This is a genomic window from Falsiphaeobacter marinintestinus (assembly GCF_007923355.1).
In the GTDB taxonomy this organism is placed as follows: Bacteria; Pseudomonadota; Alphaproteobacteria; order Rhodobacterales; family Rhodobacteraceae; genus Phaeobacter_A; species Phaeobacter_A marinintestinus.
In genome coordinates this window covers 93,769-109,971 of record NZ_VOGO01000001.1, presented here as the reverse complement: position 1 = coordinate 109,971, position 16,203 = coordinate 93,769, and the positions used below count along the sequence as shown (strand labels likewise).

General features: G+C 59.4%; 11 protein-coding genes and 2 tRNA genes. 11 read left to right on the top strand and 2 right to left on the bottom strand.

Annotated features, from left to right (window positions below; all coding sequences use genetic code 11):
* Positions 1-585 carry a carboxymuconolactone decarboxylase family protein gene (locus FOY56_RS00550; RefSeq protein WP_146343834.1) on the top strand — a complete coding sequence of 195 codons (585 nt, stop codon included), beginning with the start codon at positions 1-3 and terminating at the stop codon, positions 583-585.
* A 127-nt stretch (positions 586-712) separates the two neighbouring features.
* Complete coding sequence (locus FOY56_RS00545; protein WP_146343833.1) at positions 713-1,435, top strand: MBL fold metallo-hydrolase; 723 nt, start codon at positions 713-715, stop codon at positions 1,433-1,435.
* Positions 1,436-1,464: 29 nt separating this feature from the next.
* Here the strand turns inward: FOY56_RS00545 and FOY56_RS00540 are convergent, their stop codons facing one another.
* Positions 1,465-2,145 carry a GntR family transcriptional regulator gene (locus FOY56_RS00540; RefSeq protein WP_146343832.1) on the bottom strand — a complete coding sequence of 227 codons (681 nt, stop codon included), beginning with the start codon at positions 2,143-2,145 and terminating at the stop codon, positions 1,465-1,467.
* 397 nt (positions 2,146-2,542) lie between these two features.
* On the opposite strand from FOY56_RS00540, the gene FOY56_RS00535 reads away from it, so the two are divergent.
* From FOY56_RS00535 to FOY56_RS00515, 5 genes are all read left to right on the top strand, one after another.
* Complete coding sequence (locus FOY56_RS00535) at positions 2,543-3,325, top strand: SDR family NAD(P)-dependent oxidoreductase (protein WP_146343831.1); 783 nt, start codon at positions 2,543-2,545, stop codon at positions 3,323-3,325.
* A 57-nt stretch (positions 3,326-3,382) separates the two neighbouring features.
* Positions 3,383-4,363 carry a TRAP transporter substrate-binding protein gene (locus tag FOY56_RS00530; RefSeq protein WP_186766211.1) on the top strand — a complete coding sequence of 327 codons (981 nt, stop codon included), beginning with the start codon at positions 3,383-3,385 and terminating at the stop codon, positions 4,361-4,363.
* Positions 4,364-4,442: 79 nt separating this feature from the next.
* Entirely contained in the window at positions 4,443-4,970 is a 528-nt protein-coding gene (locus tag FOY56_RS00525; protein ID WP_146343830.1) for a TRAP transporter small permease, read from the top strand.
* A 9-nt stretch (positions 4,971-4,979) separates the two neighbouring features.
* Positions 4,980-6,263: a TRAP transporter large permease gene (locus FOY56_RS00520; RefSeq protein WP_146343829.1), complete on the top strand. Its 1,284-nt coding sequence runs from the start codon at positions 4,980-4,982 to the stop codon at positions 6,261-6,263.
* Between the two features lie 256 nt (positions 6,264-6,519).
* A tRNA-Asp gene (locus tag FOY56_RS00515) sits at positions 6,520-6,596 on the top strand.
* Between the two features lie 252 nt (positions 6,597-6,848).
* Here the strand turns inward: FOY56_RS00515 and FOY56_RS00510 are convergent.
* On the bottom strand, positions 6,849-8,630 hold the full coding sequence (locus FOY56_RS00510; RefSeq protein WP_146343828.1) for a leucine-rich repeat domain-containing protein: 1,782 nt from the start codon (positions 8,628-8,630) through the stop codon (positions 6,849-6,851).
* Between the two features lie 110 nt (positions 8,631-8,740).
* Between FOY56_RS00510 and FOY56_RS00505 the strand changes: the two genes are divergently transcribed.
* The 4 genes from FOY56_RS00505 (at position 8,741) to FOY56_RS00490 (ending at position 16,202) form a co-directional block, all read left to right on the top strand.
* Positions 8,741-8,817 (top strand) — tRNA-Asp (locus FOY56_RS00505).
* Positions 8,818-9,016: 199 nt separating this feature from the next.
* A complete protein-coding gene (locus FOY56_RS00500; RefSeq protein ID WP_146343827.1) occupies positions 9,017-12,130 on the top strand; it encodes an ATP-binding protein in 3,114 nt (1,037 codons plus the stop codon).
* Positions 12,131-12,264: 134 nt separating this feature from the next.
* A complete protein-coding gene (locus FOY56_RS00495) occupies positions 12,265-14,673 on the top strand; it encodes a GcvT family protein (protein ID WP_146343826.1) in 2,409 nt (802 codons plus the stop codon).
* On the top strand, positions 14,670-16,202 hold the full coding sequence (locus FOY56_RS00490) for a trimethylamine methyltransferase family protein (protein WP_146343825.1): 1,533 nt from the start codon (positions 14,670-14,672) through the stop codon (positions 16,200-16,202). Before FOY56_RS00495 ends, FOY56_RS00490 begins: the two co-directional genes overlap by 4 nt.
* Position 16,203: the final 1 nt, after the last annotated feature.

Here is a 16,203-nt window from a genome sequence, read left to right as displayed (position 1 = left end):
ATGACCGCCTGGATCAAGATGATCAACGATGCCGAAGCCGGTCCAAGACTGAAAGAGCTGTTGGACAAATCCCGCACACCGCACGGGACGGTTGATACCGTCATGCGAGTCCATTCGCTGCGCCCCGAAACGATGAATGGCCACGTGACATTGTACAGGGCCGCGCTGCATTCCAAAGACAACCAGCTGCCATTCTGGTTTCTCGAAGTTGTGGCCAGCTATACGTCTATTCTGAACGACTGCACCTATTCCCTGACCCATCATTTCATGAACGTGCGCAACTTGCTGCGGGATCAGCCGCGCAGCGACCGCATATTTACAGCGCTGAAAGCCCACAGACCCGAAGACGAATTCGAGGGCAAAGAGCTCGCGCTGCTGCGCTATGCGGGCAAGCTGACGACAAGCGTGGGAAGAATGGTCAAATCCGATTTCGAAGCGCTCAAGATCGCCGGATGCGACGACGGCGAAATCCTTGAGGTCAATCAGGTCTGCGCCTATTTCAACTATTCAAATCGACTGCTCAACGGATTGGGATGTACCACCGAAGGCGATCAGATCGGGTATTACAAGGGCGACGAAGAATAAGCATTTTCAGGGTTTTAGTGACACAAGTGAACGTAACTCTGCTACAAAGGCAGCACTCAAAACGACCCAAAACCTGAAAGTCGATACCGACTGGTACCGGTCCAGACAAATCGGATCCCGACTTTGGGTGATCACCGAACCGCGGGTTCATCCGATTTTCTCGGCCAATATGCATCTTGTCCTTGGGCGCGATGCCGACCTTTTGATTGACAGCGGCATGGGGGTTGCCCCGTTGCGACCCTATGTTGATGCGTTGCGCCCCGACACAGAACGTCCGTTGATTTGCTTGTCGACGCATACACACGTGGATCACATCGGGGCAGTCCACGAATTTGATCAGCGGCTGGTTCATCCAATCGAAGCGCAGGAACACGCCAACCCAACGTCCTATTCGCTGCGTACGGACGGAATATCCGAAGCGTTTCGAACGCTGTTCAGAAAGGCGGGGTACGAAGACCTGTGGCCGCTGCTGATCGATGCGCTGCCTTGGGCAGGGTATGACGTCGACAGCTATGTCCTGCGTGGTGCGCCGCCAACCGGCATGGTGGAAGACGGAGACGTGATCGATCTGGGGGATTGGCAGGCTGAAGTGCTGCACTTGCCCGGGCATTCTCCGGGGCAGGTTGGTCTGTTTGATCATGACAGCGGCACACTGTTTGGCGCGGATGCGATCTATGATGGTCCGTTGATCTGTGATGATCAGGCGACCAGCGTCACTGACTATGCCGCCACCTTACGCCGCGTGCGCGATTTGCCGGTCAAGGTCGTACATGGCGGGCACGACCCGCACTTTGGCAAAGCGCGGCTGGACGAGATCGTCGAAACCTATCTGGCGAAATGGGGCGCCTGAATCGGCTTTTGTGGCGATCCGATCCGGCGCTATTCGAAATAGTCTGAATGCTTCTGGTGGATTTCGGTAATCGTGTCGTCCAACCGGCCCAGGTGTTGTCGGATGATGGCTGTTGCATCGTCCGTGTTCCCGGCTTTCAAAGCGTGGGCCAAAGCGCGGTGATCTTCCAGAAGCAACGCAGCTTCGCTGGCCCGCCCAAGGCTGAGCACGCACAGGCGGTCAATCTTCTGCTTGCATTCCTGGATCGTCTCAAACGCCAGAGGATAGCCGCCCAACTCGCTGATAAGCTTGTGGAATTGATAGTCCAGCCCGTGAAACTTTTCCGGTTGGCCCGCATCAATCACATTCTGCTGCTCTGTCAGGTTGCGGTCCAGTATATCGGCCCTTGCATCGTCCCAGACCGAGCAGGCCCGGCGCACAACTTCCACCTCGACCGCCAAACGAACGAATCGCGCATGTTGAACGCGCTCCATCGAAAACCCGCGAATCTCGGTTGCTCTTTGTGGGCGAATCAAAAGCAGATCAAGGTTGCCAAGACGGTTGAACGCATCGCGGACCGGTTGCCGCGAGACGCCAAATCGCCGGGCGATATCGGCCTCGGACAGTTTTGCGCCCGGCAACATTTTCAAGGAAACGATATCGTCATACAGTTGGTCAAACACCACATCTGCAGTCGTACGTCGCTCAAATACGTCAGCTTTTTCCTGCATTCAGCACCTGTTCCTTTCTGGCCATTTACTCTGCGATTGAGCCGAGCGCAACGACCTCTCGTGTGCATGGCCATTGTTATAAACAATCACGAATGCGCCACCAAATTGTCGACTGGCAAAATGTGATGCAGTCTTTGATCATAGCTTGACAAATCTGGGATACTAGTCGCCTAATGAGAAAAGTTGATCCAAGGCAGCCCCGAGAGGGCAGGTAACTGCTGGGTATGCGAGGGATCGGCACAGTGTTCGCTTGGGGGAGGGAGAGACGCGGTATGGTCTGCGACTCGCGAAGATAGAAACAGATACACGGCCCAGATCAGCTAGCAAGCTGACCGACGTATACGGCTGAACCGATTAGCCGCACCAAAACATCCAAACAAACTGCAAAGGTCACGACATGAACGAACGCAACAGTAATCCGGAAGTCGCCCAAACGCTCGCTGGCAAGGTCGCGATCGTGACCGGTGGCGGGCGTGACATCGGTCGGGCAAGCGCCCTGCGCCTGGCGGCGGCCGGGGCCTCGGTTGCCATCAACTATCACAGTTCGGCTGATGGCGCCGACTCTGCGGTGAAGGAAATCGTTGCTGCGGGCGGCCAGGCGCTGGCCATGCAGGGTGACATGACATCCGAAGCCGACGTCGCTGCATTGGTCGATGCAACCGTCAAGGCGTTCAGCGGCAAGATCGACGTTCTGGTGCACGTCACCGGTGGTTTGGTCGCCCGCAAGCCGGTGCCCGAGCTGGATCTGGAACATTGGCACAAGGTCATGGACCTGAATGCCACGTCTTTCCTGCTGGCTGTTCGTGCGACTTTGCCGCACATGGCCGATGGCGGATCGATTGTCGGTCTGGCAAGCCAGGCCGGGCGTGATGGCGGCGGACCGGGTGCCGTGGCTTATGCCGCGTCCAAAGGCGCCGTCATGACGATGACCCGCGGCCTTGCCAAAGAACTTGGCCCGAAAATCCGCGTGAATTCGATCTGCCCCGGTATGATCGACACCGATTTTCACAACATCTTCACCAAGCCCGAAGTGCGCAGCAACGTTGCCAATGCAACACCGCTGAAGCGCGAAGGGTCGTCCGAAGATGTCGCAAACCTCGTTGCCTATCTCGCCTCGGACGAGGCGGCGTTCATGACCGGTACGAATGTCGACATCAACGGGGGCGTACTGTTTTCATAAGTGGTTTCCCCCGACGCTTCGGGGGGGGCCATAGTTCATCAACCAAGGGAGGATAACATGAACATGAAACTCACAGGAAAGCTGCTTGGCGCAGCAGCGGCGCTGGCACTGCTGGCAGGCGCGGCCACAGCGGATAACTGGCGTGCGTGGAACATCCACCATGACGGTCACCCAAATACTGCAGCGATGGATCGCTTTGCAGAGCTGGTCGATAGCAAGACCGATGGCGAAATCACTGTGGAAGTGTTCCACGGTGGCGTTCTGGGCTCGCAGCCTGATGCGCTAGAGCAGGTTCGCCTGGGTGCCATTGAAGTCGGCAACTTCAACCTGGGCCCAATTGGTCCGATGGTGAAAGAAGCCAATTTGGTTTCGCTGCCATTCATCTTCAAAAGCGTGCCCCACATGTTCCGGGTGCTCGATGGTGAAGCCGGCGCGATCATGGCAAAGGGTATGGCTGATGCAGGCGTTATGCCACTGGCATGGGTCGATGCAGGCGCACGGTCTTTCTATAGCCAGAAGCCGATCAACACCCCGGCGGACGTCGAAGGTCTGAAGATCCGCGTCATGAACAACGATCTGTACACAGCGATGATCTCGGCCATGGGCGGAAACCCTTCGCCGATGGCCTTCTCTGAAGTTCAGCAGGCTCTGAAGACCGGTGTTGTTGACGGTGCGGAAAACAATTTCCCGTCGTTCAAGAATGTTGGCCATTACGAAGTGACCACCAACTATTCACTTAGCGAGCACCTGATCATCCCGGAATGCATCTGTGTAAACACGTCTAAGTTCGAAGCGTTGTCGCCCGAACTGCAGGCCGAAGTACGGGCCGCTGCCGAAGAGGCCGCTCTGTACCAGCGTGAACTGTGGGCCGTTCAGTCTGAACAAGCTCGTAAAGATGTTGAAGCTGCAGGCGTCGCCGTGAACGAAATCGCTGACAAGGCGCCGTTCCAGAACGCCATGGCGTCGGTCTACGACGATTACCTTGCCGCCAACCCGGACATGCGTGCCTTGGTTGAACTGGCTCAGTCGACCGAGTGATTTCTAGCCTGAACTAAACAATAAGAGCGCCCGGCTCCGCACAAGGATGTCGGGCGTTGTTATCATTGGAGGAACCCTTATGAGCGATACGCCTGAAGCGCCAGCATTCATTCGCCGCATGGACGCCGTGCTTGATCTGATTTCGCGGATCTGCTTCCTGGTGGCCGGTGTGGCCTTGGTTGTCATGACGGTCATCTTCGCGTGGCTGGTATTTGGCCGGTACGTCTTGAACGACACCCCCACATGGGTCGAACAAGTTTCTCTGTTGCTCGTAATGGTCATTGCGTTCTTTGGGGCCGCGGCCGGCATTCACCAAAACACGCATCTATCCGTGGTATTGTTTCGTAACATCGTCCCGGACCGTGTCCGGATCGGATTTGTCGTGCTGACCGATGTTCTTATGATCGTCTTTGGCAGCATGATGTTCTGGTACGGAGCTGAACTGACAATATTCAAATGGAAGACTTTGATCCCGTTGATCCAATGGTCAGAAGGGCTGCGGTCGCTGCCAATGACGATATCCGGGGCACTGATCTTTCTGTTTTCTGCCGGCCACCTCATTCGTTTGTTCCTTGGATGGGACAAACGTCAAGACAGTATTGAATAAGGGGTAACGATGGGACTTGCACTTCTTCTGGGGGTTTTCGCCCTTTGTGTGGTGATCGGAACACCGGTTGCCTTTGCGCTTGGGATCGCCTCGCTTGCTGCCTTTTGGTACGAAGGCCTGCCGCTTTTGATAGGGTTTCAACGTATTGTCTCGGGAATCAACGTATTTTCGCTGATGGCAATCCCGTTCTTTATCTTCGCTGGCGAATTGATGTTCCAAGGTGGAATCGCAATGCGGTTGGTGCGCTTCGCGCAATCTGCCGTTGGCGCCGTGCGGGGCGGACTGGGGATCGTCAACGTATTCTCCTCTATGCTGTTCGGTGGCATTTCGGGCTCGGCCATTGCTGATATTTCGGCTTTGGGATCGATCCTTGTCCCGGTCATGAAAGAAAAGGGTTATGACGCCGATTATGCGGTGAACGTGACGGTGACATCGTCCATTGCGGGGATCATCATTCCGCCTAGTCACAACATGATCATTTTCGCGCTCGCGACGGGCGGGGCTGTGTCGATTTCCAAGCTTTTCCTTGCAGGTGTCGTGCCCGGTATTCTGATGTGCTCCTGTCTTGCGCTGGCGGCCTATATTGTCGCGGTGAAACGCGGGTATAAGGCTGAGACCTTTCCCGGCTGGACCGCACTTGCGATCAGTTTTGCCGGAGCCATTCCGGGCCTCATGACGGCCATCATCATTGTTGGCGGCGTTCTGTCAGGCGTCTTTACCGTCACTGAATCCGGCGCATTTGGAGCGCTTTACGCTTTTGTCGTGACGCTTTTGGTATATCGGTCAATCACTTGGACGAATTTTCGGACGGCCGTTGTACAATCGGTTCGCACCACATCGATGGTGATGATCCTCATCGCTTGTGCGGGCGCGTTTGCCTATATGCTGACGTTCTATCGCGTTCCCAGCAAGACTGTCGATCTGCTGACGGGTTTGACGGACAACCCCATTCTGATCCTGCTGATGATCAACGCGGTCTTGTTGCTGTTGGGGATGATCATGGATATGGCCGCGCTGATCCTGATCTGCACGCCGATTTTCTTGCCTGTTGCCAATAGCTTAGGCATTGATCCGCTGCAGTTCGGGATGATCCTGCTGGTCAATCTGGGCTTGGGTCTGTGTACGCCGCCTGTTGGGTCTTGTCTGTTCGTGGGATGTGCCGTCGGGCAACTGCCGATGGAGAAAGCCATGCGTACAATCTGGCCGTTCTATCTGGCGATCCTGGTGGCGCTGATGATGATCACGTTTATCCCGGCGATCTCGCTGACATTGCCAGGTCTGCTCGGGGGCTGAGGTCCGGCGCGGATCGGAAAACATAAGGCTTTGTCGTGTGTTATCTGGCGTTGCTGATGTTGCGTCAAGGGCCGAGTATTGACCCGGACCTGCAGGGTTTACCTGGGTTCGGGTCGCCCAGTCCTGCAGATGTCCGGGATCGGGTAGCGAATTGAGGGGTGCCTGAACTTTTCAGACCGGTCCGGGAAAAGTCCGCTTGACGTTGCGCGGGTGCGGGCCTAACACATCGCAACGCTCAGGGTCTGAGCGTTGATGCGCGGTTGTAGCTCAGCTGGTTAGAGTACCGGCCTGTCACGCCGGGGGTCGCGGGTTCGAGCCCCGTCAACCGCGCCACTTTCTTCCGTTTTGTACATGGTGTTTGAAGCGGTTTATCCGTTTTGTACATCGTTTCTCCGCCCCGGGTTCCCGCCCGGTGGCCCTGTCAATTTGCGGCGCACGGTTCCCTCAATTCGAGAAGGGCGGACCCCGACCGCGGGTGGGGGTGAAGCCCCCGCCGTTTTGCCGCAGGCGAACCATTGGTTCGACGGGGGCGGTCGGGGGCTGCCCGGCGTGCCGCCGGGTCGGAAATTTGATTGGGAAGCGGCGCTATGTTTTTGGCGGTTGGTTTTTGATGATCCTCAGGATCTCTTGCGAGCGTTGAATCATGTCGGCGGCCCAGACATACCCCTGATCTCCCCAGCTCGCCGCCACGGTTATGATTGCGTCCTTGTGCGCGACAAAAAACTCCAGCGACCAAGTTGCGCCTTCGACGCCGAACTGCCCAAGATATCCCGCTGTCATAGTAGCAGCGACGAAACCGACCCCGCGCAGAAGGTTGTTTTTGACCAGCGAGCTGCGGTAGCTCGCGAGCCGACTTTCGTCATCGGCATTGGCTGCGCGTTGAATGAGTTCGTGCGCACGGGGTGTCATCGGCGCGTCTTTGTCCAAGGCTTCGGCCACCAGACGTTCTGCATGTGGCACCGTTTCGGGGCGCCGCAAATTGGCATAGTCCGCGTTGCGTTGTTCGAACAGGTCGACATCCGGGTTGCCAAGCGTCAAAGGCGGGCCAAGCCGGGTGGTTTTGCGGATGATGTCGAGGTCTTCTTCGTCGATCCGCTCAGCGTCTGAGCGGGCATCGTTGGACGCCACGATGTCGGTGAGTGTCGCGACCTCGATATGAATATCAAGCAGGTCTGCGGATTCAAACCCGTTTGCACAGGCATCGCCCAGCCTGCGCGCGGGGCCAGCCACCTCGGGGTGGCGATTGCCGATGCGCTTGAGGTCTTCAAGCGTTTTTTGCAATCGGTCGAACATGCGCCGCTTGATCGGGTCGGTGATATCCTGTTCGGACAATAAGGTGTGGTCGACATCGATCTGATCCCCGGTCCAGCGAATACGCGGCACCGCGTCGGGTGCAGGTGGATCGGGCAAGCGATCTTCCAACGCCACATCGGGTACCTGCCAAGGCAATGGCGCAGGCGGGGCGGGGAGGCTGCGCAGATAGGCGAGGGTTTGTTGTGTGCGGTTGTTATCTTCTTTGATTTCCGACAAACGGGCCAGTTCGGGGTCTGCGCGGGTGGCGGGTGTGTCTTGGAACGACAAGCCAGAAACTGAGCGTTTGATCTGCAAGCCGGAAACTCCGAGCTTGGTCTGGATGTCGAATGACAGATCTCGAAGCGGACGAAGATCGACGATCTGCGTTCTGCTGAGGTAAAGGTCCTGCAATGCGGTTAGGCCTTGCAGGGGGCTGATGTCCGAGACCTGCGTGCTGGTGAAGTCAAGGGTCTGCAATGCGGTGAGGCCTTGCAGGGGGCTGATGTCCGAGACCTGCGTGCTGCTGAGGGAAAGGATCTGCAATGCAGTGAGGCCTTGCAGGGGGCTGATGTCCGAGACCTGCGTGCTGTTGAGGCCAAGGGTCTGCACTGCGGTGAGGCCTCGCAGGGGGCTGATGTCCGAGATCTGCGTGTTGATGAGGCCAAGGCTCTGCACTGCGGTGAGGCCTTGCAGGGGGCTGATGTCCGAGATCTGCGTGAAGCTGAGGTTAAGGCTCTGCAATGCGGTGAGGCCTTGCAGGGGGCTGATGTCCGAGACCTGCGTGTTGCTGAGGGAAAGGACCTGCAATGCAGTGAGGCCTTGCAGGGGGCTGATGTCCGAGACCTGCGTGTTGTTGAGGTCAAGGCCCTGCAATGCGGTGAGGCCTTGCAGGGGCGAGAGGTCAGAGATTTTTGTGCCCCACGCCAGTAAAATCTGCAAACCCGTCAGATCTGCAATCTCGGGCGGGAACTGCTCCAGATCGTCCAACCCGTTGAGGTCCAGTTCCGTCGCGCCGCTGTCTTTCGCCGCTGCAATGCGCCGTTGGGCTTCTGCATAATCGTCTTCGGCGCTCATCGGGGACCCTCATGTTTTACACCTGCAGGTTGACCTGCAAATTTTCCCTTAGCAACCCCTGAGATCCCGCTTGACGGGGGGGCGATCATTGCCTAATCAACCCATCACGCGCGGTTGTAGCTCAGCTGGTTAGAGTACCGGCCTGTCACGCCGGGGGTCGCGGGTTCGAGCCCCGTCAACCGCGCCACTTCTCCCAGTCAGTCCCGCCTTGCCGTATCCCGCTTTTGCGGGCCGATATCTGAATCGCGCGAAATTGTGATGCAGGCGCACCGCGCGCGCTGGCTTGTCAACGAAAGGCTTAGTTGCCATGCTCGGCCCCGGCGTGATCCCCTGATGGCGACCCGGTTTGTGGGGCGTTTTGCACGCGCCGGGATTGTTGACAGGCTATGGTTTATTCGTTCGACGCATTTGAGCTGGACCCGGAGATGCGCGAATTGCGCAACCGGGGCAGGGTTGTTGCGGTCTCACCCAAGGCCTTTGATGTTCTGATCTTTCTGGTGGAACGCCGTGATCGGTTGGTGACCAAGGCCGAATTGCTGGACGCGTTCTGGCCGCCCAACGTGTCGGAAGCGGCGTTGCAGACCACCATGAGCCTTGTGCGCAAGGCGCTGCGCGATGGGGCGGAGGGGGATGTTCTGGTGAAAACCCATCACGGGCTTGGGTTTCGCTTTGTCGGGGTGATTGAACATGACGGCGCGGAGGATCCGGGGCCATCGGACGCTGAGGCGAAACCTCTGCAAGAGCAGCGGCTGGTTGCCAAGCTGTTCGTGCGGTTTGAGGGGGATCAGGGTCAGACAGGGGCGAAGGATGCGTTTCTGGCCATGGCGCGGGACCGGATCGAGGCCGATCACGGGCAGCTGATGCATATGATGATCGATGGGTTCTCGGCGGTGTTCGGGCGCGATCTGTTGTTCGAGGATGTCGCCCGGCGCGCAGTGAGTTGTGGCGATGATATCCTGATTGCGCCCGAGGCGGATGATTTGCGTGCGGCTGGAACGTCGGTTTCGATCGGGATTGCCGCCGGGTTGATCCCGGTGCTGCATCCTGAGGCCGAGACCGACTGGGTGTTGCCAAGCGGGATCGAGCATGCGGCGTCGGATCTGTCGCGTCAGGCCCCGCCCGGCAGCATTGTGATCACGGATGAGGTGCGCGCGCAGTTGGGGGATGAGGTTGACACCGTACCCGCGCCGCTTGGGCACCGGGTTGTGACGGCTCCGCAAAGCCGCGCCGGGATACCTGCGCGACCGCTGAAACGGCAAACCCGATTTGTCGGGCGCGAGGCCGAGATGGCGTTTCTGACCAGTGGGCTGGACCGGCTGACAGGGGGCGAGGGGCAGGCGGTTGTGTTGTCGGGCCCTGCGGGGATCGGCAAATCGCGTCTGACGGCCGAGTTTCTGGCGGTGACCGCGCAACGCGGTGTTGGCCTGAGAAAGCTGCAATGCCTGCCCAGAACCACGAACACCACGCTGGCCCCGGTGCGTGACCTGTGTCTGTCGCTTGATCCGGAGCGGGCCTTGCAGATCGCGAAGGACGATATCGACACCGCCTTGTTGAGCGAATTGTTTGATGATGCGGTGCAGTCGGGAACGGCGCTGGACCATCTGTCGGACCATGAGCGCCAGCACCGCCGGTTCGAGGTGATCGACCGGTTGGTGTTCGCGGCGTGTTCTGATGGACCGCTGGTGATCGTGTTTGAAGACGTTCACTGGATCGACAGCACGTCGCATGCCTATCTGGATGCCCTGATCCGCCAGATTGACCGGCATCCGGTGTTCTTGCTGCTGACAACGCGCCCGGTTGAAGGGCGGGCGTTGTCCGAGACCGTTTTGCCGCTGTCGCCGCTGGGACATGGCGACAGCCTGTCGTTGCTGCGCGAGATGTCGGATCTGAGTGATCAGGTGGCGGACACTCTGGTTGGTCGGGCCTCGGGCAATCCGTTTTTTCTGGAAGAGCTGGCTTTGGCGGCGCAGGGGGGTGCCGATCCGGGGACAGAGCTGCCGGATACGGTGCAGGCGGTCATTGCCGTGCGGGTCGGGGCGTTGGATGACCGGTCGCGCCAGATCCTGTTCGTGATTGCGGTGGCTGGGCCGGGGGTGTCAGCAAACATGCTGGCGGATCTGCTGGGGTTGGACGTCGATGCGCTGAACGCAGATCTGGACCGTCTGGTGCAAATGGGGTTCGTGCTGGTTGACGGGGGCGGCATCACCTATCGGCATATGCTGATCCATGACACGGCGTATCGTATGATCGCGCCAGCGGACCGGCGGCAGATGCATCTGAAGATCGCGCAGTATCTGGAGACCGCCTCCGCACCACGCCCCGAAACGCTGGCCTGGCATTTTCAGGAGGCCGGAGAGACCGAGACGGCGGTGACCCTGTGGACCCATGCCAGCAATGCCGCGCTGCACCGGTCGGCCATGGAAGAAGCGGTGGCATTTGCCCGCGACGGGCTGGCGCTTTTGGAGGGCGATGCGATCTGGACCGAGGCGCGCGAGTTGAAGCTGCAACTGGCGCTTGCCCCGGCGTTGACGGTGTTAAGCGGGTTTGGGGCCGCAGAGGTTGGGGCGACGTACCGGCGGGCTAGGAAGCTGAGCCAGACGGGCGGGTCGTTCAAATCGCAGGTTCGGGCCTTGGTGGGGTTGTGGATTCACACCTGGGTTGCGGGGCAGCTGGATGATGCGCTGGATCATGCGCGGGAGCTGTTGGTGATGGCCGCGCAGGTTGATGACGCGGCGCTGACCTTGCAGGCCAATTCGAGCATGGGCGAGGTCCTGATGCACAAGGGGCGTCTTGAGGAATCTCTGCAATATCTGGAGGCCGGGCTGGCAGCGATAGGGAACGCGGCCCCCTCGACCTATCCGGCGCAGAACTCGGCTGTGGCCTGTGCATCTTATGCGGCTTGGGTTGCGGCGATGCTGGGACGATCTGACAAGGCGCGGGGCTTTTGGAAACTGTCCGAAACCTTGGCCCTGGCAAATGAAAACGCCTATGCGGCTGCGATCCATTACGCGCTGTGTGCAGAGTATTTCTTTTTCGAGCGGGACGTGTCCGGCTGTCTGGAGTATGGCGAAAAGGCCGTTGAAATCAGCCGCAAACATGATTTCCCGTTCTGGTTGGGCACCGGGTTGGTGATGCAGGGCTGGGCGTTGGGCCAGAGGGGGCAGGTTGAGGCAGGAATTGCGGCGGCGGATGAGGGCATTGCGGTGTTCGAGGCCACGGACGCTGGGGTTCAACTGGCGAACTGGTACGGGGTCAGGGCCGAGATCCTGCTGGCGGCCGGGGCGATTGCCGCTGGAGTCGCCGCGGCCGAGATCGCGATTGCCCGGGCCGACGCGACGGGGGATGTGTATTTCTTGCCGCGCATTCACGCGACCCTGGCGCGATTGTACGCGCGGTCTGGCGACGCGGATCTGTCAGCCCGGCATTTGGCCAAGGCGGACCGGTTGGCCCGGAAAAGCGGACTGGTGACGCGTGCCATGTGTCAGGACGATCAGGTCTGACTGTTGAAACCATCTGATCTGAGTGTCTGCTGTCTGGAGGAAACGTTGTGTCGGAAAGTATTGGACACAATTGTCTAGACTGAAATTGACGACTCACCTAACGTCGCCCGGGAATGCTGTTTCGGGAGGCCGCAATGAACTCACACTATCGGGTTGTCGTCATCGGTGGGGGCGTGGTTGGTACGTCCGTTCTGTATCACCTGGCCAAGCTGGGCTGGACGGATGTGTGTCTACTGGAACGCTCGGTTCTGACGGCGGGATCAAGCTGGCATGCGGCGGGGGGATTTCACGCGTTGAACGCGGATCCCAACATGGCGGTGTTGCAGGCCTATACCATCGACTTGCTGAGCGAAATTCAGGCCGAAAGCGGGCAGGATATCGGGTTGCACATGACAGGTGGGCTGACGCTGGCGGGGACTCCGGATCGTTGGGAGTGGCTGCAATCGGCGTATCGGGTGTTTCAGTCCATTGGCATTGACGATTGTCGGCTGGTGACCCCGCAAGAGGCGGGGCGGTTGAACCCGCTGATGTCGACCGAGGGTATTTTGGGCGGCATGTGGGCGGATCGTGAGGGGTATCTGGACACCACAGGTACGGTACATGCCTATGCGGGGGCCGCGCGCAAACGCGGTGCGTCGTATTTCGAGCATACCAAGGTTGAAGCTTTGGAGCAGACGGCGGATGGCTGGAAGGTGATCACCGACAAAGGCACGATCACCTGTGAGCATGTGGTGAATGCCGGGGGGCTGTGGGCCAAGCAGTTGGGCCGCATGGCGGGGATCGAACTGCCGGTATCGCCGCTGAAGCATCATTACTTTGTCACCGAGTCCGTGCCCGCGTTGGAGCAGCTTGATTTCGAGGTGCCGATGACCGTCGATCTGGAAGGGTTCACCTATACCCGGCAGGATCAGAAGGGACTATTGGTCGGGATTTACGAGGTCGATCACGAACATTGGGCCATGGACGGCGCCCCGTGGGATTACGGGATGGAGCTGTTTCAGGAACAAACCGACCGGATCGAACAGGAGTTGGTTTGTGCCTATGAGCGGTATCCGACGCTGGAAAACGTCGGGGTCAAGACCTGGGTCAACGGGGCGTTCACGTTCTCGCCCGATGGCAACCCTCTGGTCGGGCCGGTGCCGGGCAAACGGGGCTATTGGTCGGCCTGCGCGGTGATGGCCGGGTTCCTGCAGGGCGGGGGCGTGGGGAAATCGTTGGCGGAATGGATGGTCCATGGTGAGCCCGAGGCGGATGTCTATTCGATGGATGTGGCGCGCTATGGGTCGTTTGCCGAAAACCGCGAATACATTCGACAGACGACGGGGCAGTTCTATTCGCGCCGGTTTGTGATGACCTATCCGAACGAACAGCTTCCGGCGGGGCGGCCATTGAAAATGGCGCCAGCGCATGACGCGATGACGGCGGCCGGGTGCCGGTGGGGGACAAGCTGGGATCTTGAGGTGCCGTTATATTTCGCGCCGTCCGAGGATTTTGTCGAAACGCCGACTCTCAAGCGGTCGAACGCCTTCCCGATTGTCGCCGAGGAATGCCGGGCGGTGCGGGACACCGTGGGCCTGCTCGATATCACCGGGTTCTCACGGTATGAGGTGTCGGGGCCGGGGGCCGAGGCATGGCTGAACCGGATCTTTGCCACCAAGCTGCCCAAACCGGGGCGGGCAAGGCTGGCTGTGGCGCTGGGCGAAACCGGGCGGTTGAAGGGCGATCTGACGCTGTTCAACTGGGGCGATGGCACCTGGTGGATCATGGGGTCGTATTATCTGCGGTCCTGGCACATGCGGTGGTTTGCCGACCATCTGGACGAGGGCGTGACGGTGCGCGATCTGGGCGAAGAGGTTGCCGGGTTTTCGCTGTCTGGTCCCAACAGCCGCAAGGTGATCGAAAAGCTGAGCGCGGATCCGGTGGGCGCGTTGCCGTTCATGGGCTGTGGACGGTTCGATATTGGCCTGATCCGGGCGCGCGTGGCGCGGATGTCGGTGACGGGCGAGTTGGGATTCGAGATCAACTGCCGGATGGGCGATCACGCGGCGCTGCGGCGGATGTTACTGGATGCGGGGGCTGAATTCGGTCTGCGCGAGGTTGGCTTTAACGCGCTGCTCAGCCTGCGGCTGGAAAAAAGTTATGGTATCTGGTCGGCGGAGTTCACGCAGCTTTATACACCGGGGATGACCGGCATGGATCGCTGGATCGACTGGGACAAGGGCGATTTTGTCGGATGGGCCGAGGCGTTGAAAGAACGCGATGGCAACGGACCGGCGCAAAAGATCGTGACGCTGGAAGTCGACAGTCTGGATGCGGATGCGAGCGGGTATGAGCCGGTCTGGAAAGGCGGCGAACGCGTCGGGTTTGTCACCTCGGGCGGGTACGGGCATAGCTTGGGTAAATCTTATGCGCTGGCCATGGTGAACACGGATCTGACGGCTGAGGGCACTGATCTGTCGGTGCATGTTGTGGGGATCGAACGGCCGGCCAGGGTTGTCGCGCCGTCGCCCTATGACCCGGACGGCAAAGCGATGCGACGATGAGGAGCGGGCGCAGCGGAGGGCGGCGCGGACGTATTGCCGACACCGAGCCCAAGCGTGTGGTGGATTACCGCAATCTGCGCAATCCGTTTCCGCAGATGCCCGTGTTTTCCGACGATCGGATCGCGGCGATTCACGAGGCTGCGCTGAGCGTGCTGGAGGATCTGGGCGTCAAGGTGCTGCTGCCCGAGGCGCGCAAGGTGTTTCGTCAGGGCGGGGCGATTGTCGATGATGCGACCGAGATGGTGCATATCGGGCGCGAGATGGTCGAAGCGGCGCTGGCGACCGCTCCGAAATCGATCCCCTGTCTGGCCGGGGCGCGGCATCGCGATATCGTGCTGGAGCCGGGATCGCTGGTGTTTCAACCCGGCGCAGGTGCGCCACATGCCACAGATCTTGAGCGTGGGCGCCGGCCCGGTTCAGCGCGCGACTACCGTGAGTTTGTGCAACTGACACAAGCGTTTGACGTGCTGCACATGGTGCCACCCGTGGTCGAGCCGCAGGATGTGCCCCCGAACCTGCGCCATTACTTTACCATGGACGCACAACTGACCCTGTCGGACAAGCTGCCGTTCGTATATTCGCGCGGGACGCCACAGGTGATCGAGAGCTTCGAAATGTTGCGTGATTTCCGTGGCTTGTCAGACGATGCTTTTGCGGCGAATTCGCATTGCTATACCATCATCAACACCAACAGCCCGCGCACGCTGGACATTCCGATGGCGCAGGGGCTGATCGATTTTGCCAAGGCCGGGCAAGTGTCGATTGTGACTCCGTTTACCCTGATGGGCGCGATGGCACCGATCACCGTGGCCGGGGCGATGACCCTGTCCCACGCCGAAGCTTTGGCTGCCATCACATTGACACAATTGGTAAATCCGGGTGCGCCCGTGTGTTATGGGACGTTCACGTCGAACGTGGATATGAAATCGGGCGCGCCCGCATTTGGCACGCCTGAACATTTCAAGGCGTCGCTGGCCGCCGGACAGCTTGCGCGCCTTATCGGGTTGCCGTGGCGCTGTGCATCGGGATCTGCGTCTAATATCAACGATGTACAGGCGGCAAATGAGACGCAGTTTGCGCTGTGGGGCTGTCTGATGGCGGGCGCAACGGTTGTCATTCACGCCGCCGGGTGGCTTGAGGGCGGGTTGACCGTGTCATACGAGAAGATGATCACCGACATGGAAGTGCTTCAAATGGTTGCGGAAATGTGCGCTGCAACCTCGGCCGAGGATGCCGAGATCGGGTTGGATGCGCTGGCCGAGGTTATGCCGGGCGGACATTTCTTTGGCGCAGGCCATACGATGGAGCGGTATCAGACCGAATTCTATGAACCACTGGTCGCGGATTGGTCGAACTTTGGCAGTTGGACCGAAAAAGGCGGTCTGACAGCGAGTGCGCGTGCGACGCAGATCTGGAAGGACATTCTGGCGGCGGATGCACGGCCCGATATTGACGGGGCGCGGCTGGAGGCGTTGAACAGCTATATCGAAAAGGGCACCGCACGGGGCGGTGCCGCACCGGAGAGCTGAC